At 67.3% G+C, this 17,195-nt stretch carries 11 protein-coding genes; 6 read left to right on the forward strand and 5 right to left on the reverse strand.

All coding sequences use genetic code 11. From position 1 onward, the window contains the following. Positions 1–36: 36 nt before the first annotated feature. Positions 37–2,331, forward strand: a complete 2,295-nt coding sequence (locus ACWGE0_RS02640; RefSeq protein WP_452259130.1) for an ATP-binding cassette domain-containing protein — start codon at positions 37–39, stop codon at positions 2,329–2,331. A gap of 12 nt (positions 2,332–2,343) precedes the next feature. On the opposite strand, the gene ACWGE0_RS02645 is transcribed toward ACWGE0_RS02640, so the two are convergent. Both ACWGE0_RS02645 and ACWGE0_RS02650 read right to left on the reverse strand, forming a co-directional pair. Then, positions 2,344–3,408, reverse strand: a complete 1,065-nt coding sequence (locus ACWGE0_RS02645; protein WP_452259131.1) for a family 2 encapsulin nanocompartment cargo protein terpene cyclase — start codon at positions 3,406–3,408, stop codon at positions 2,344–2,346. After that, positions 3,408–4,262, reverse strand: a complete 855-nt coding sequence (locus ACWGE0_RS02650; RefSeq protein ID WP_452259132.1) for a geranyl diphosphate 2-C-methyltransferase — start codon at positions 4,260–4,262, stop codon at positions 3,408–3,410. Before ACWGE0_RS02650 ends, ACWGE0_RS02645 begins: the two co-directional genes overlap by 1 nt. Positions 4,263–4,894: 632 nt before the next feature. Between ACWGE0_RS02650 and ACWGE0_RS02655 the strand changes: the two genes are divergently transcribed. Next, positions 4,895–7,516, forward strand: a complete 2,622-nt coding sequence (locus tag ACWGE0_RS02655; RefSeq protein ID WP_452259133.1) for a right-handed parallel beta-helix repeat-containing protein — start codon at positions 4,895–4,897, stop codon at positions 7,514–7,516. A gap of 64 nt (positions 7,517–7,580) precedes the next feature. Here the strand turns inward: ACWGE0_RS02655 and ACWGE0_RS02660 are convergent, their stop codons facing one another. Both ACWGE0_RS02660 and zapE read right to left on the reverse strand, forming a co-directional pair. Further along, positions 7,581–8,360, reverse strand: coding sequence for an ion transporter (locus tag ACWGE0_RS02660; protein WP_452259134.1), 780 nt, complete (start codon positions 8,358–8,360; stop codon positions 7,581–7,583). Between the two features lie 61 nt (positions 8,361–8,421). Continuing rightward, positions 8,422–9,345: a cell division protein ZapE gene (zapE, locus tag ACWGE0_RS02665; protein WP_452259135.1), complete on the reverse strand. Its 924-nt coding sequence runs from the start codon at positions 9,343–9,345 to the stop codon at positions 8,422–8,424. A gap of 62 nt (positions 9,346–9,407) precedes the next feature. Between zapE and ACWGE0_RS02670 the strand changes: the two genes are divergently transcribed. Both ACWGE0_RS02670 and ACWGE0_RS02675 read left to right on the forward strand, forming a co-directional pair. Further along, complete coding sequence (locus ACWGE0_RS02670; RefSeq protein WP_452259136.1) at positions 9,408–10,349, forward strand: pirin family protein; 942 nt, start codon at positions 9,408–9,410, stop codon at positions 10,347–10,349. Between the two features lie 99 nt (positions 10,350–10,448). Then, entirely contained in the window at positions 10,449–10,850 is a 402-nt protein-coding gene (locus tag ACWGE0_RS02675) for an SsgA family sporulation/cell division regulator (RefSeq protein ID WP_452259137.1), read from the forward strand. 74 nt (positions 10,851–10,924) lie between these two features. On the opposite strand, the gene ACWGE0_RS02680 is transcribed toward ACWGE0_RS02675, so the two are convergent. Continuing rightward, positions 10,925–14,464, reverse strand: coding sequence for a glycoside hydrolase family 3 C-terminal domain-containing protein (locus ACWGE0_RS02680; protein WP_452259138.1), 3,540 nt, complete (start codon positions 14,462–14,464; stop codon positions 10,925–10,927). Between the two features lie 107 nt (positions 14,465–14,571). Here ACWGE0_RS02680 and ACWGE0_RS02685 point away from each other — a divergent pair, with 107 nt between their 5' ends. Together ACWGE0_RS02685 and ACWGE0_RS02690 are read left to right on the forward strand one after the other, a co-directional pair. After that, positions 14,572–15,429: a hypothetical protein gene (locus tag ACWGE0_RS02685; RefSeq protein WP_452259139.1), complete on the forward strand. Its 858-nt coding sequence runs from the start codon at positions 14,572–14,574 to the stop codon at positions 15,427–15,429. A gap of 80 nt (positions 15,430–15,509) precedes the next feature. Then, positions 15,510–17,168 (forward strand): discoidin domain-containing protein, encoded by a 1,659-nt coding sequence (locus ACWGE0_RS02690; protein ID WP_452259140.1) that lies wholly within the window; start codon positions 15,510–15,512, stop codon positions 17,166–17,168. Positions 17,169–17,195: the final 27 nt, after the last annotated feature.

A 17,195-nucleotide genomic window follows, 5' to 3' on the forward strand; every position in this document is an offset into this window, starting at 1 on the left:
AAGTGCGGTTCGACCAGAGCGCGGGAACATCGTGCGATGGGCCGTGATCGCAAGTCACCACAAGGATCTGACAAGTCCGCCGCGGACAGCCACGACGTGATCGAGGTGCGCGGGGCGCGGGAGAACAACCTGCGAAACGTCTCGCTGGACATCCCGAAGCGCCGTCTCACCGTGTTCACCGGTGTGTCCGGTTCCGGGAAGTCGTCACTCGTGTTCGGCACCATCGCCGCCGAGTCGCAGCGGCTCATCAACGAGACCTACACCGCGTTCCTGCAGGCCATGATGCCCAGCCTCGGCCGGCCGGACGTCGACGAACTGCGCAACCTCAGCGCCGCCATCATCGTCGACCAGGAACGGATGGGCGCGAACTCGCGGTCCACCGTCGGCACCGCGACCGACGCGCACACCATGCTGCGCATCGTGTTCAGCCGGCTGGGCAAGCCGAACATCGGGACGTCCGTGGCGTTCAGCTTCAACTCCACCGAGGGCATGTGCCCGGAGTGCGAGGGCATCGGCAGCGCCCGCGGCCTGGACATGAACGAGATGTACGACGTCGAGAAGTCCCTCAACGAGGGCGCGATCACGATCCCGAACTTCCACCCGCGGTCGCAGTACTGGCAGACCTACAACATGTCCGAGTTCTTCGACATGGACAAGAAGCTCAAGAACTTCACCAAGAAGGAATGGGAGCTCTTCCTCCACGCCCCGGCGGAGATGCTCAAGCGCGACAAGTTCAACTTCAAGTACGAGGGCCTGCTGGTCAAGTTCGACCGCATCTACGCAGGCAAGGAACGCGACACCGTGCAGCCGCACGTGCGGGCGTGGATGGACCGCGCGATGACGTTCACGACGTGCAACGCCTGCAACGGCACCAGGCTCAACCAGGCCGCGCTCGGCTGCAAGATCAGGGGCAAGAACATCGCCGAGCTGTCGGCGATGCAGATCAGCGACCTGGCCGAGTTCCTGCGCAAGGTGACCAACGCCGAGGTCGCCCCACTGCTGTCGAACCTGCTCGGCACGCTCGACTCGCTCGTCGAGATCGGTCTGGGCTACCTCAGTCTCGACCGCGAGTCCGGCACGCTCTCCGGCGGTGAGGCACAGCGGGTGAAGATGGTGCGGCACCTGGGTTCCGCGCTCTCCGACGTCACCTACGTGTTCGACGAACCGACCACCGGCCTGCACCCGCACGACATCGAGCGCATGAACAACCTGCTGCTCATGTTGCGGGACAAGGGCAACACCGTGCTCGTCGTCGAGCACAAGCCAGAGGCCATCGCGATCGCCGACCACGTCGTCGACCTCGGTCCCGGCGCCGGCGTCAACGGCGGCGAGCTCTGCTACACCGGTGACCTCGCCGGCCTGCGCAAGTCCGGCACGCTCACCGGCGACCACCTCGACCACAAGGTCGGCCTGCGCGACCAGGTCCGCACGCCCAAGGGCAAGATCTCGGTCAAGGGCGCGAAGCTGCACAACCTCAAGAACGTGAGCGTGGACGTGCCGCTCGGCGTGCTCACCGTCGTCACCGGTGTCGCGGGCTCCGGCAAGTCGTCGCTGATCCACGGCTCGCTCGGGTCGCAGCCCAACGTGATCAAGGTCGACCAGTCCGCCATCCGCGGCTCCAAGCGCTCGAACCCCGCCACCTACACCGGGATGCTCGACTCGATCCGCAAGTCGTTCGCCAAGGCCAACAACGTCAAGGACTCGCTGTTCAGTGCGAACTCCGACGGCGCGTGCCCGAACTGCAAGGGCATCGGCCTGATCTACACCGACCTCGCCATGATGGCGGGCGTCGCGACGGTCTGCGAGGAGTGCGACGGCAAGCGGTACACGCCGAAGGTGCTCGGCTACAAGCTCAACGGCAAGAACATCGCCGAGGTGCTGGCGATGCCCATCGCCGAGGCCGCCGAGTTCTTCTCCGACGGGCCCACCAAGGCGATCCTGGGCCGGCTGGTCGACGTCGGCCTCGGCTACCTCGGACTCGGCCAGCCGCTCAACACGCTGTCGGGTGGTGAACGTCAGCGGCTCAAGCTGGCGATCAACATGACCGACAAGGGCGGCGTCTACGTGCTCGACGAACCGACCACGGGCCTTCACCTCGCGGACGTCGACAAGCTGCTCGAGCTGCTGGACCGCTTGGTGGACAACGGAAACACCGTCGTCGTCATCGAGCACCACCAGGCCGTGATGGCCCACGCCGACTGGATCATCGACATGGGTCCCGGTGCCGGGCACGACGGCGGCAAGGTGGTCTTCACCGGCACGCCGCACGACCTGATCGCGTCGGGCGACACGCTGACGGCCCAGCACCTGCGGACCTACGTCAAGGACTGACCTGCAGACTCGTCATTTGTATCGCGGATGGGTGGTGTGCCATTCAAAGCCACCACCCATCCAGGCTTTCGTTCCCTTCAGGAACCGGTGCAGCTCCACCGAAGGCACGGCCAGCAGCGCCTTGTGCCCCGCCTCGAAGTCGCGCACCAGCTGGTTGTGCAACTCGACGGTCCGTGCGGTCGCCTCGGCGATCGAGCACTCACGGTCCGCCGCGATCTGCAGCACCATGTTGCAGACCGGCTTCTCGTCGGCGGCGTCCTTCTCCACCGACACCAGGTCGTTCACCATCACCGCCGCCGTGCCCGCGGACGTCAGCAGCTGCCGCACGCGCGGGTCGTAGTACAACGGCGCCGGCACCTCGTACCCGCCAACGGCGTCGATGAGCGTCATCGACGTGTAGAAGGTGTCGTGCTGTCGGGTGGCGAGGTATTGCCACGCCGGCGGGTAGTTGCCGGTGTGACGCCACGCCGCGTAGGCGCCCCACGACACGAACATCGCGAACGTCGAGTAGCAGGCCCGTTGCACCACGGTCGCCGTGCTGCGGGCGGCCAGGTGCGCGATGCCCGAGCGCAACCCGACGAGCACCGGGTCGGCCGCCAGCGCCTCCTCCAGTTCCGACGTGAACTCGGCGGCGGGCGCCACCGGGTCCATCGCGGCCATCGCCAGAGCCAGCCGCGGCGGCAGCTCGGCCGGGACCGCGCCCATCTCGGTGCTGTCGGCGTACAGGTCGTCGGCGGCCCACCACGCCGCGTTGAGCTTCGCGGCGATCAGGAGCTGGTCGACGTCGTCGGTGTCCACGTGCGTGAGCACCACGAAACGGCCGAACTTGCCGCCCAGGAACCGTTCCGGCTCCTCGAACCCGCACTCCCCCGCCCACGCGACGAGGCGTTCGTCCACGGCGGCTGCCAGCAGGTCGTTCTCGCGTTCGCACACCGGTACGTACAACGGCGGCGCCGTGCCGTCACCCCACGGACGTTCCGCGTAACCAGGTTCCGGTAGCAGGACAACGGCCTCGGGCCGCCCGAGCCGGGCAGCGGAGGTGCCCAGCCCGGACGGCCCGGTGAGGAGGTCCTTCATCAGACGCGGTCCGCAGCGATCAGGAGGTAGTGGAAGCTGCCTTCCTTGTACGCGGTGAGGAACGGGTCCTCGATGCCGGTCGCGACCGACGACTTCGCGCGCAGCTCCCAGTACGGGATGGTCTCCGCCGTCAGGTCGACCACGCTGATCGGCACGAAACCGTTGTCCGCCAGCGCCTTGAAGTACTCGCTGCGCGGGTGGATGTTGCAGATGTAGTGCTGGTCGATCTGGCTGACCGCCCGCGAGCGCAGGCCGGTCAGGTCGTTGGAGCAGCCGGTGATGCAGACGTACCGGCCGCCGGGCGCGATCAGCCGCGCGAACTCGCCGTACAGCTGCTGGAGGTCCACGTACATCGTGGTCTCGTTGGTCCAGATCCCGTTGAACGAACCGGTCTCGAACCCTGTGTCGAGCATGTTCTTGAAGTGGAACCGCACCTGGTCGGAGATGCCGCGCTCGGCGGCCTGGTTGTTGGCGAACGCCACCTGCTCCTCGGAGATGCTGACGCCGTCGACCTCGCAGCCGAACCGGGCGTTGGCCATCACGCTCGTGCCGCCGCGCCCGGAGCCGCCGTCCATCAGCCGGCCGCCGATCGGGATGTCACCGAAGTGGTCGAGCAGCACCTCGGCCTGCGCGGTCTCGAGGCGGTGCATCTCGGCGATGATCGCCGCGTCGCGGACCTCGGCCGGCGCCTCCAGCACGGCCGGGTCGTACGCGCCGAGCCCGTAGTGGTGGTGGTAGAGACCGTCGACCTCGCCCAGCTTGATGTTGACCGGGTCCTTCTCCTTGTTCCAGTAGTCAGCGACGGAACGCTGGTAGTCGGTGCGCAGAACCGGCTTCACAGTGGGGCTCGCCATGACCAGTGGTGCTCCTGTTCGTTGGAACGCTCGCTGCCGAACAGCAACCGACTTTTGCAGCCTTCGGCCCATCCGGCGATCCGCCGTTCAGGGTTGGTTCGGACACGAACGGGTGCGGCAAAAGCGTCCCTCAGTGGGCTCCGGGCGAAATCCCGGTACTCGAACGGAGGATGGCCGCGCTCCCACTCGGGTCGCAATCAGCCCAATCGACTCCCACGATTCAGAACCGTGAGCTGCGCCGAGTACACCTCGACCTGGGCGAAAAGTGTCATTGAAAACAGTTTCAGCATTACCTAATTCAAGAATGTGAATGTTTGACACATATGCAACTATCGACTACAAAGAAATGACCCCGCCCTGCCAAACGAGGGTAACCAATGATGCGAACCTCGATACCCCTGCTCACACTCCTCCTAATCGGTTCACTCGCCGTACCTGTCACTACGGCTGCGGCCGCACCCGCGCTGACCGGCCTGGACGTCTCGTCAGGCAACCGGCGTTCCCCCATTTCCGGCCTGTACGACTGGTCGAAAGCGGGTTATCGAGGCACTGGCGTGCTGCCCGGAAACAATGACGTGAACCCCAGCGCGAGTTGTCAGATCACAGCCGCGGAACTCGCCTCGCAGTTCAACGTGCGCCCGAATGACGCCGCTGACGACACCGCCGGTCTGCAGGGCGCGATCGACGCCATCAGGACGGAGTGCTCGGCGAGCGCGAGCTATTCCAAGCTGAGCCTCATCACCCTCCCCGCGGGTGAGCTGAAGGTGTCGAAGGAGCTGCACGCCGACGCCGACTACCTGATCATCAGGGGTGCCGGCGCGACCGCCACGAAGATCGTCTACACGCCCGACGCGAACACCCGCTACGACGCGCTCACGCCGGACGGGTCGGACTGGGACGAGGACGGCATGACGTCCGGGCAGGGCAAGGGCGGCTGGCTGTGGCCCGGCCGCGGCCTGTTCCGGGTCCAGTCGCGCGGCGTGCACTCGAGCTACGCCGGCGACTACGCGGCGGCTCCCGCCAACCGCAAGGACATCTTCGAGGGCACGATCAACGTGCACTGGAAGGCCGGCGCGAAGGTCAAGACCGCCGCGAAGGCCGGTGACCGCACGGTCCAGGTCCAGTCCGCGAGCACGATCAAGGCCGGCATGCTGGTCAACGTCCGTGCCGCGAACTCGGTGAAGTTCTACGAGCAGCAGTTCGCGAACGGCACGGCGTTTCCGTACCTGAACATGCACATGCGCCAGCAGATCTTCACCGTCACGTCGGTCTCCGGCACCACGGTGACGCTCGACAAACCCCTGGAGTACGACGTTCCGGTCAACTCCACCTCGGACGGTTCACCGGCGATAGACGGGGCGACATACGACTCCAAGGTGTCGCCGCTGGTGGACCCGGTCCTCGGCGTCGGGTTCGAGAACTTCGGCTTCACGCAGTCGATGCCGAACCTCGACCCCGCCGAGGCCGTCAACAACTACGGCAACATGTCGCCGGCCGACGAGATGCACGGCATCGTCTTCAAGTGGGCCGCGAACTCGTGGGTGAAGGGCATCCGCGCGGAGATGACCGGGTCGCACCCGATCGTCACCGAGGAAGCCAAGAACCTGCAGATCGTCGACAACCACCTCGACGGTTCGTGGAACAAGGGCAAGGGCGGCAACGGTTACTTCCGCGGTTCACGCGTGTGGGACTCGCTCTACTCCGGCAACACCTCGCGCAACCTGCGGCACTTCACGTTCCAGTGGTCCGCGTCGGGCAACGTCGTGGTGGGCAACGACTTCGACTCCGATCTGAACCTGCACGGCGGCTGGGAGCGCAACAACCTGTTCGAGCTCAACACCGTGAAGGTCTCGTACGGGCACCGCTCCGGCAACTGCCGCGCGAACTGCGGTGAGGAAGGCGGCGGCGGTCCCGACAACTCCAACTGGTTCCCGATCTGGTGGGGCGCCGGCAAGAAGGCCGTGAAGTGGTCGGGTGCGTCCGGGCCGCGCAACGTCTTCTTCAACAACGAGATGACCAAGCAGCTCTCCACCGGTGGCCCGTACCAGCCGTTCTACGACGACCGGCAGCGCGTCTACCAGTTCGGCTGGAACGGCACCGCCTACAAGCACCTCGACGTCGGCGGCACCGCGATCGCGGACTGGGCGAAGAACGAGCAGCGCGACTACACCGGCGGCCACGGCGTGGACGTGTCCAAATCGGACCCGGCGAAGTCGTTGTTCCTCAAGAACATCCCTGCTCGTTTCGCCGCCGGGTCTGCCGAGGACGACTTCGGCGCACAAGCCACGATCCCGGTGTCCACCGCGGACCAGCTCAAGACCGCACTGGCCAACGCCAAGCCGGGCGACACCATCTCGCTCGCGTCGGGCACCTACCGCGGTGCGTTCGCCACGCAGAAGGCTGGCACGTCGAGCAACCCGATCACCCTGACCGGCCCGTCGTCCGCGGTGCTGATCAACGACGGCCCGTCCGGCACCGCACCCTCCTGCCCGGTGCCGACCGCGGGCTGGGACGCGGGCTACGGCCTGTGGCTGTACAACGCGCCGTACTGGAACATCAAGGGAATCACCGTCGCGGAGTCCAAGAAGGGCATCATCCTCGACAACTCCCACCACGTCACGATCGACGGCGTCACCGTGCGCAAGACCGACGAGGAAGGCGTGCACTTCCGGCGTTCCTCCGCGGACGGCGTGATCAGGAACTCGACGATCACCGACGCGGGCGTCGTGACGAAGGACTACGGCGAGGGCGTCTACATCGGCTCCGCGAACTCCAACTGGAAGTGCCACGGCAACACCGGCGGCGTCGACAGGTCCGACCGCGTCCAGGTGCTCAACAACAAGATCGGCCCGAACGTCTCCGCTGAGCACATCGACGTCAAGGAAGGCACGTCCGGCGGCCTGATCAGCGGCAACACGTTCAACGGCACCGGCATCAGCGGCGCGAACTCCGCCGACTCGTGGATCGACGTGAAGGGCTTCAACTACCGGATCGAGAACAACACCGGCACCTTCGCCTCGCCCGGCACGTTCAAGAACGGCTACGAGACCCACAACCCCAGCACGACGCCGACGTTCAGCAACGGCTGCGGCAACGTGTGGCGCGACAACAAATCCGATCTGGGCAACGTCGGCGAGTACGCGGTCTACGTGTCGTCCACGTCGAAGTGCAAAGCCAACCCGAATGTCGTCCACGCCTCGAACACGGCCACCAAGGCCAAGAAGGGCGTGTCGAACATCCCGGTCACCCCGTAGAAGGCGGGGGTTGCAGGGGTCCCGATCGGTGTACGGCGGCGTCGCCGATCGGGACCCCTGGCTATCAGGCGTTCTGACGCATCGCCCGCACTTCCTCCCGCAGCGCCCGGACCTCCAGGAGCAGCAGGTCGTCGTGCGTCGCGGCACGGGGTGCGGGCAGTTGCTGCACGTCCGACTCCATCGCACTGCACACGACGGCGATGAACAGGTTCAGCATCGTGAAGGTGCCGACCATCAGGTAGCAGAGGAAGAAGATCCACGCGAGCGGCTGGTGCACCATCAGGTCGCGCATCACGTCCGACCAGCCGTCGCCGGTGGTGATCTGGAACAGCGTCAGCAGCGTCGAGCCGAGATCACCGAAGCGCGGGTCGCCGGAGTCGCCGAACAGGTTGCTCGCGATCACGCCGCCGATGTAGAGCAGCAGCATCAGCAGACCGGTCAGCGAGATCAGGCCGGGCACCGACTTCACCAGCGCGGTCACCACCCTGCGCATGCTCGGCACCATCGCCACCAGCCGCAACGCCCGCAGGATCCGCAACGACCGCAGCACGGACAGCGGACCCGCCGCCGGCAGCAGCGCCACGGCGACGATGACGAAGTCGAAGACATTCCACGGGTCGCGGAAGAACCGCCAGCCGAACGCGTACAACCGCGCGGCCAGCTCGGCGACGAAGATGGCCAGCGCCAGGTGGTCGATCGAGCTGAGCAGGTCACCATGCCTCGCGACGATCGCCGGCGAGGTCTCGGCCCCCAGCGTGATCGCGTTGACGACGATCACGCCGATGATCATCCACTGGAACCGTGTGCTCTCGACGACCTCGCCGATGCGGACGCGCAACGTCATGCCTGACTACTCCTTGCCGGGGGGGACAAGGGCTCTATCGGCCGACCAGGCGCCGAGCTGATCACCCGGTCGTGTTGATCAGCTCCAACCGGCTGGCGGTACGGGCGAGGTCTCGTGCGCTGCCGCCGACGATCTCCGGGAGCCGGTGATCACTCACCAGGGTCAGCCGGACGTCCTTGTCCACCAACACGTCCACGACGTTCGCGAACCGTTGCCGGGCCTCGCGATCGCACGTCTCCAGCCTCGGCACGGCGGTGATCACCCAGTCGTCGTAGCACTCGGCCAGCACCAGGTAGTCCTGCGTCGAGGTCGGCTTCTCGCACAGGTCGCCGAAGTGGAACCAGACGCGGTTCCGCTCGATGCCGAGCGCGGTGATGTCGCGGCCGATGACGGTGAGAGTGATCGGCGTGGCCGGCAATGGGACGTCGGTGACGATCTCGCCGGTCTCGAACCGCGATCGCGGCCGGCCGTGCAGGTGCCGGTAGTCGGTGCCGCCGTCCAGTTCCACGGGGTCCATCAGTTCCTTGACCAGCGCGATGCCCGGCAGGAAGTGGTCGTGGTAGAGCGGGTTGGGCAGCAGTCCGTCCGGCGGGTAGTTGGACGTCGCGATGATCATCACGCCGCGTGCTTGGAGCGCCTCCAACAGCCGGATCATCAGCATCGCGTCGCCGATGTCGTGCAGGTGGAACTCGTCGAACGCCAGCACCTGGGTCCGGCCGATCAGCTCACGCACGGCCTTGGCAACGGCACCGCGCTCGTGCAGCCGTTCGGAGATCCGCGTGTGCAGCTCCTGGAAGAACGCGTGGAAATGCACGCGACGTTTGTGCTTCACGGGGAGCGAGTCGAAGAACGCGTCCGCCAGGAAGCTCTTGCCTCGCCCGACCGGTCCGTGCAGGTAGACACCCCGGCGCCGCTCCCCCAGCTCTTCGAGCCGCGCGATCGCGTGCAGTTGTGCCTCGTCGAGCTCGTATCCGCTGCTCGACACGCGTGCGAGCAGACCGCAGCGAAGATCCACTGTTACCCCCGCGCCAGCTTACGATCGACCCCGTGAGCAATGTCGAGGCCGAACCGGCAGAAGTGACGTGCACCTCCGCCCCCGGCGGCGTCGAGGTGCTGGACCCGCGCGAGGTGCCGTTGGGCGGACCGCGGGCGATGTCGGTGCGCCGCACGTTGCCCCAGAAGCAGCGCTCACTGATCGGCGCGTGGTGCTTCTGCGACCACTACGGCCCCGACGACGTGAAGATGGACGTCGCCCCGCACCCGCACACCGGACTGCAGACCGTCAGCTGGCTCTTCACCGGCGAGATCGAGCACCGCGACAGCCACGGCGTGCACGCGTTCGTCCGCCCCGGCGAGCTGAACCTGATGACCGGCGGCCGCGGCATCTGCCACTCCGAGGTGTCCACCACCTCGTCGTCGGTGCTGCACGGTGTGCAGCTGTGGCTGGCCCTGCCCGACGCGCACCGCGACGCCCCGCGCGACTTCCAGCACTACGCCCCGCCGACCGTCGTTCTCGACGATGTCTCGCTCCGCGTCTTCCTCGGTTCGCTGGCCGGATCGACGTCACCTGTGACCACGTTCACACCGCTGCTCGGCGCCGAGATCGTTCTGCCCGCAGGGGCAACGATCACGCTCGACGTGGCCCCCGAATTCGAGCACGGCGTCCTGCTCGACACCGGCGACGTGATCGCCGGCGAGACCGCTCTCGCCCCCGGCGCACTCGGCTACCTCGGCACCGGCCGCACCACGCTGACCCTCTCAACCCGAGACGGCGCACGGGTTGTGCTGCTGGGCGGCGAGCCGTTCGGCGAGGAAATCGTCATGTGGTGGAACTTCGTGGGCCGCACCCACGACGAGATCGCGGCCTATCGAGACGAATGGCAGGCCGAGACCGACAGGTTCGGCCGCGTGGAGGGTTACGACGGAGCGCGCCTACCTGCGCCGCCGCTGCCTGGTGGCCGTCTGCGTCCGCGCGGCAACCCCGCGTGACTGTTGTCAAAAGTCATACTCCGGGACCATTGAAAATCACGTTCTGATCGCTTTTCCTGATCGAGGCATCCACGGAGGTTGCCGGACGTCTAAGGGGGCATGAAGAACGTGACTCGAGTGGGCGCCGACTCTGTCTTTGCGTTCATCGCTCCTTCCGGGCGGCCCATGCCCGTCGAGGTCGAGCTCGGCTACCGCGCCGACGACCCGCACGCCGTGACCATGACGTTCCGGATGGGACGCCAGGAGACGGTGTGGCTGGTCAGCCGCGACCTGCTCGCCGACGGACTCATCACCACCAGCGGCGCCGGCGACGTGCGCCTGCGTCCCCACAACTCCACGACCGCGGTGCTCGAGCTGCAGTCCGACATCTCGCGCGCGGTGTTCCACGTGCGCTCGTCCGAGCTGCAGGAGTTCCTGAACTCCACCTACGACGTGGTCGCCCCCGGTTGCGAGAACGACCACGTCGACTTCGACGCCGAACTGCGCAAGCTGCTCGACTGACCGGCCTCGACCTGCTGGGCTCGGCTAGCTGACGCCGTCGCGGATCGCGCGCGTACGCCGCCGAGCACCCCGAGCTACTGGCCGATTCCCACCGCGAACACGTGCATCGCCGGGTTGTTGGGCACTTGGCTCGGCGCGATGTCCGGCAGGATCACGTACATCACCGTCCTGGCCGGGTCGAGCGGCGCCGTGGCCAGGTACACGTGCACCCGCTGGTCCTGGCGCGAGCTGTTCGGGCCGACGTTGATGTACGGGGTGGCGGCCGCGATCGACGTGCCCGGCGACGGGTTCTGCGACCACCAGTCTGCGAACGAGAGCGAGTAGCTCTGCGTGGTGCCGTCGGTGTAGACGATCGTGCCGGGGGCCGAGGTGCTGCCGAACGCGCTGGAGCCGAGGAAGCCTAGGGAGCGGCCGGAACCGCTGACCGGAATCACTTGGCCGCCGGCGACCACGTTGTTCGGCACGTTCGCCGCGGGCCAGGTGAAGCCGATGCCGCCGACGTTCACCGGTCCGGCGGGCAGGCCCGCCGCGGCCAGGGCTTGAGCCGAGTAGTTCAGGCCGCTGCCGTCGAACGCGCCGGCGGCCGGTTGGTTGTCGTTGCTGGTGCCGATGTTGTTGAACGCGGCCGCTACCGAGCTGTACGGCACCTTGACCGTGCCCTCCGACGTGAACGTGCCGAACGCGGAGGTCGCGGTGAAGCCGAGCGTGTACGGACCTGGCGTCGCGCTGCCCGTGACGTTCCAACGCACGGTGACCGACGAACGCGCCGGGACGCGGTCGAAAGTCGTCGGTGTCGTTGGCGTCGCGGTCCAGCCGTTCGGAGTGGTGATCGTGACCGACAGGCCGCGCACGTCCTCCGCGCTGCCGTTGGTGAACGTCGTCGAGGCAGCACCTGATGTCCCAGGCGCCAGGATCGACGGCACGGTGCTGGTCAGCGTTCCGGTCACGACAATCGGTGCGGAGCCGGCGACGCCGTTCACGGTCGCGGTGATCGTCGCGACGCCGTCCTTCACAGCCCGCACCACACCGTTGGCGTCGACCGAGGCCACGGACGGATTGCTGCTCCGATAAACCACCTGAGCGCGGCTCAGGTCCACAAAGGTCTGATCGTCGTTGACCGCCTCGACGACGCGATCCGCGGTCACGTTGGTGTCCGTTGCCAGCCAACGGTTCTTGCCCCTCAGATCAAAGCTCTCCCCCGGCCGGTACACGACGGCCTCGGGCTTGACCGTCACGTGCTTCACCCGAGGAGTCAGAGCGCCACTCACTCGAACGTCGTTGCGCGCCACGATGTTCGACGCACTCATGCCCACGCGGAGCTGGTAGGTGCCCGCGGCGACCGCCTCGCGCTTGTTCGCGGTGTCCCACTGGGCCAGGTCGCGGACCCGGACAGGCAAGGCGAGGCGCTGGGTCTCGCCGGGGTTGAGCAGGCGGGTCTTCTGGAAGGCCGCGAGCCGTTGCAGTGGAACGTCACCGGTACCCGCACCCGGAGTCGCCGCGTAGAGCTGGGCGACGGTGGTTCCCGCGCGCTGGCCGGTGTTGGTGACGTCGAGGCTCACGGTCACTGTGTCGTTGGGAGACGCGGAAGTGCGGTCCGCCAGCACGTTCGAGAAGCGGAACGTGCTGTAGCTCAGGCCGTGGCCGAACGGGTAGGTCGGCGTGCCGGTGAAGTACTGGTAGGTGCGGCCGAGGCCGCCGGTGCCAGAGGCGTTGAGCCGGTAGTTCTGCATCGGCGGCAACTGCGAGTCGTCGCGGTACCAGGTGAAGTTGAGGTGCCCGTCCGGATTCTGCTTGCCGAACAACACGTTCGCCAGCGCGGCGCCCTGCGATTGGCCGTTGTAGCCGCTGAACAGGATCGAGGGCACCTTCGACTGGTCGAACGTCACCGGGCCCATCGCCTGCACGGCCAACGCCGTGCGAGGGTTGCCCAGAGCCGCGACCTGGTCGATCAGCGAGGTGTAGTTCCCGGGCATGGCGATGTTCGGCCGGTCCTTGCCCTCGCGCGCCACCTCCATGTCCGTGCCGGCGACGATCACGACCAGATCAGCGGCACGGACGGCGGCCTTGGTCGCCTCGCTCAGCACGGCAGGGCCGGTGGCGGTGGTCGAGGTGCCGGCCGCGTCGAAGACGACCGAGGCGCCGGGGAGCGCCGCCTGGATGCCCTGCACGGCGTTGACCGTATGGGTCGGCTTGCCGCTGTACCCGCCGAGCGTGACCTTGCCCGCCAGGTCGCCCAGCACGACCACGCGCGAGGTCCGCGCCGGGTCAGCCGGCAGCACGTTGTTCTGGTTCTTCAGCAGCACCAACGAGTTGTCGGCGACGCGGGTGGCGAGCGCCTGGTTGGCGGAGCTCTCGATCACCGACTTGGTGATCTTCGTGTAGGCGACCCGGTCCGCCGGGTCGAACTCGCCGGTGGCCATGCGCATCGTGAACACGCGGACGAGCGAGGCGTCGAGCACGCCCTCGGACAGGATGCCCGCGTCGATCGCCGCCTGGACGTTGGTGAGCGTCGCGTTGGCGCCCTCGCAGTTCAGCTGCGTCCCGGCGCGCAGCCCGAACGCCAGCGCACCCGCGGCGGCCGGAATCCTGCGGCCAGAAGACGCCTGAGTCCACACGACCTGGCCGCCCTCAACGGAAGACGTCCAGCCCGGCGCCGCCCACAGGTGCCCGGTCGGCGGCGGCTGCCACACCGTCGCGATCGCGTCGCAGTCGGACACCGAGTAGCCGTCGAACCCGTAGGTGCGCTGGGCGAGCTGGTTCACCAGGTAGCCGTGGACCGCGCCGGGTGTGCCGTTGATCGAGTTGTACGACGTCATCAGGCCGCTGGCGTGGTCGTGCTCGATCAGGTTCTGGAACTGCTTGAGGTAGTACTGGCGCAGGTCGGCCTCGGTCGTGGCCGAGTTGCCGGACAGCCGGTCGTTCTCGACGTTGTTCAACGCGTAGTGCTTCAGCGTCGCGGACACCTTGAGGTACGGCGTCATCGCGGTGCCGTCGATCGTGTTGCCCTGGTAGCCGTTGACGAACGCGCCCGCCATCTTCGTGACCAGGTGCGGGTCCTCGCCGAACCCCTCGTCGGTGCGGCCCCAGCGCGGGTCGCGATCCATGTTGACCGTCGGCGCCCAGTAGGTCAGGTCGCCGTACTCGTTGACGTCGGGACCGATGTTGTTCTGGGCGTTGCCGAACAACGACTTGTCGAGGAACCCTCTTGCCTCGTCGGAGATCGCGGTCGTCTCGGCGTGGATCAGGCCGGGATCCCACGACATCGACGCGGCGAAGTTCACCGGGAAGCTCGTCGCCTTCACGTTGTCCACGGAACCCTGGCCACCGCCCAGCGCGTCGCCGCCGAGCCGGTTGATGCCGTGCTGGCCCTCGCTCCAGTACGTGTACTGCTGCACGCCGAGCCGCGGGATGGCCGGGGCGTTGTTGGTGTGCAGCTGGCGCACCTTCTCCGCCAACGTCATGCGCGACACCAGATCCGCCGCGCGTTCGGCGAACGTGTAGCGCGTGTCGCGGTAGATCGGCGTGGCAGCGACGGCGACCGCGGGGGCCGAAGCGACAACACCACCGGCCCCGACCAACGCGGCAACGGCAACAGCCAGGAAGCGACGAGACATGAGGACCTCCGCCAGGACCGAAGGCGAGCCTTGTAACAGCGACGGTTCCGCTGGTTACGGACAGAAGTCAAGAATTTGCGCGAGTTCCGGTACAAACTTTCGCTCAGGTGCTGAGGGACGGCGGAACGCTCACCTTCGACCTGTCCGCCAATCCGAACAGGTCGTGGGCGGCCAACGCCGCGCCACCGTCCTATTCGGAGGGTAAGGCCGGGGCGATCGGGTACACCAGCCCGACCGGACAGGTGATCGCCCGTCAGGGCACGTCGTTCCCCGCCACCGTCGGCACGGTCGACACCGACGGCCGGGCCGATGTCGTGCGCTGGACCGCCAAGCCACCCGCGAGCATCACGGTGACTCCGTCGTCCGGGATCCTGCGCGGGCGGAACACCCAGGCGATCACGGTCGCCGTCGCGGGCGACACGCCCTCCGGCTACCACCCGGTGCCCGTGACCTTCAACGACGGCGCCCTGCCCGGCGGCACGATCACCGTGACGGTGGCCGCGGCCGACGGCAGAGCGACCGTGTGCACGACGCTGGCCGCGACCGACACCGAGTGCGGGTTGCAGCGGCGGGACAACGACGACGGGCGCAGCGAGCCCGTCACCGGTGGCCGGAAGACGCTGAACGACTACCTCTACTTCGCGGTCACGGACGACCTGGTGCCACCTGGTTCGGCGCACACCGCGACGATCACCGTGGACTACCTCGACCAGGGCACCGGGACGTGGAACGTGCAGTACGACGCCACCGGCGAGCCGTACAAGGGCAGCCCGCCGGTGACCGGTACGGGGACCGGGACGTGGAAGACGGTGACGTTCGCGCTGCCGGACGCCGGGTTCGGCAACCGCCAGAACGCCGCCTCGGACTTCCGGCTCTCCACCGGCCCCGGCTTCGTGATCGGCAAGGTCCACGTGGCGATCTCCGGCGGGAACGTCCTGCCCCTACACCTTTGTCCAGGTGACTAAAGTTCCGGTTCGTCAAGTTCTTGCGTGAAACTGTTCACATCTTGCACTCTGGAGTCGGATCGCCGACAAAGGAGTTCGCGATGTCCCTGTCCCGCCGAACACTGCTCAGCACCGCGCTCGCCGCCCCCGCGCTGGGGCTCCTGCCCGCCCCAGCGCGCGCGGCAAGCCCACCCGGCGACGTCGTCGGCAAGATCACCGTCGGATACCAGGGCTGGTTCGCCTGCCGGGGAGACAACTCCCCCATCGACGGCTGGTGGCACTGGAACGACAACTGGAGCCAGCCACCCGCACCGCCGACCAGTTCCGTCGTCGCGTGGCCGGACGTCCGCGACTACACGCGCACGTACCAGACCGCGTTCGCCAACCTCGGCGACGGCCGCCCCGCCACGTTGTTCTCCAACTACGACCGGCAGACCGTCGACGTCCACTTCCAGTGGATGCGCGACAACAACATCGACACCGCCGCCCTGCAACGCTTCAACCCGACCGGCGGCGAGGGCCCGATCCGCGACGCCGTGACCGCGCACGTCCGGCCCGCCGCCGAGGCGACCGGGCGGAAGTTCTACATCATGTACGACGTCACGAACTGGACGAACATGCAGTCGGAGATCAAGACCGACTGGCTGAACAAGATGTCCGCCTACACGTCGTCGCCCGCGTACGCCCGGCAGAACGGCAAGCCCGTCGTCTGCATCTGGGGGTTCGGGTTCAACGACCCCGGCCGTCCGTTCGGGCCGGAGGCCTGCCAGGACGTGGTCAACTGGTTCAAGGCGCGCGGCTGTTACGTGATCGGCGGCGTCCCGACCCATTGGCGGCTGGAGATCGAGGACTCGCGGCAGGGTTTCGCGGGCGTCTACCGGTCGTTCGACATGATCTCGCCCTGGATGGTCGGCCGGATCAGCAACCCTGCGGACACGGATCGCTTCTACACCAACGTGAACACGCCCGACCAGGCCGAGTGCAACGCTCGCGGGATCGACTACCAGCCGTGCGTGCTGCCGGGCGATGTGGGGTCGCGGCAACGACTGCACGGCGACTTCATGTGGCGGCAGTTCTACAACATGGTCCGCCTGGGCGCACAGGGTATCTACATCTCGATGTTCGACGAGTTCAACGAGGGCAACCAGATCTGCAAGACCGCGGAGACCCAGGCCGACGTGCCGGTCGGCTCCGGTTACCTGGCGCTCGACGAGGACGGCACCCGCTGTTCCGCCGACTACTACCTGCGCCTGACCGGGGACGGCGGCCGGATGCTCAAGGGCCAGCTCGCGCTCACCGCGATCAGGCCCACCCAGCCGTGGCTCGGCGGTCCGCCCGCGCCCGACGTCGACCTGGCCGCCGGTCGCCCGACGTCCCAGAGTTCGCAGACCCAGCACTACGGGAGCGGTTTCATCGTCGACAGCGATCCGCACTCCTACTGGGAGAGCGCGAACAACGCCTTCCCGCAATGGGTTCAGGTCGACCTCGGCGCGTCCCAGGCTGTGCGCCGGGCCGTGCTCGCGCTCCCACCGAACCCCGCCTGGAGCCGTCGTACCCAGACCGTGGCGGTGGAGGGCAGCACCGACGGTCAGTCGTTCAGCACGCTGCTTCCCGCGGCCGGGCACGTCTTCGATCCCGCGAGCGGCAACACGGTCGCGCTCTCACTGCCCGGCACGCAGGTCCGCTACCTGCGGCTCTCGTTCACCGGCAACACGGGATGGCCGGCGGGACAGCTGTCCGGGCTGCGGGTGTACACCTGACGGACCCTTGTAAACTGAAACGTGTTC

The sequence above is a fragment of the Lentzea sp. NPDC054927 genome (assembly GCF_053610285.1).

Coding starts and splice junctions, on each gene's coding strand:
- ACWGE0_RS02645 (WP_452259131.1), bottom strand. CDS start 3,408: ATGAAGGACCTCCTCACCGGGCCGTCCGGGCTGGGCACCTCCGCTGCC.
- ACWGE0_RS02675 (WP_452259137.1), top strand. CDS start 10,449: ATGAAGAACGTGACTCGAGTGGGCGCCGACTCTGTCTTTGCGTTCATC.
- ACWGE0_RS02660 (WP_452259134.1), bottom strand. CDS start 8,360: ATGACGTTGCGCGTCCGCATCGGCGAGGTCGTCGAGAGCACACGGTTC.
- ACWGE0_RS02640 (WP_452259130.1), top strand. CDS start 37: ATGGGCCGTGATCGCAAGTCACCACAAGGATCTGACAAGTCCGCCGCG.
- ACWGE0_RS02680 (WP_452259138.1), bottom strand. CDS start 14,464: ATGTCTCGTCGCTTCCTGGCTGTTGCCGTTGCCGCGTTGGTCGGGGCC.
- ACWGE0_RS02690 (WP_452259140.1), top strand. CDS start 15,510: ATGTCCCTGTCCCGCCGAACACTGCTCAGCACCGCGCTCGCCGCCCCC.
- ACWGE0_RS02650 (WP_452259132.1), bottom strand. CDS start 4,262: ATGGCGAGCCCCACTGTGAAGCCGGTTCTGCGCACCGACTACCAGCGT.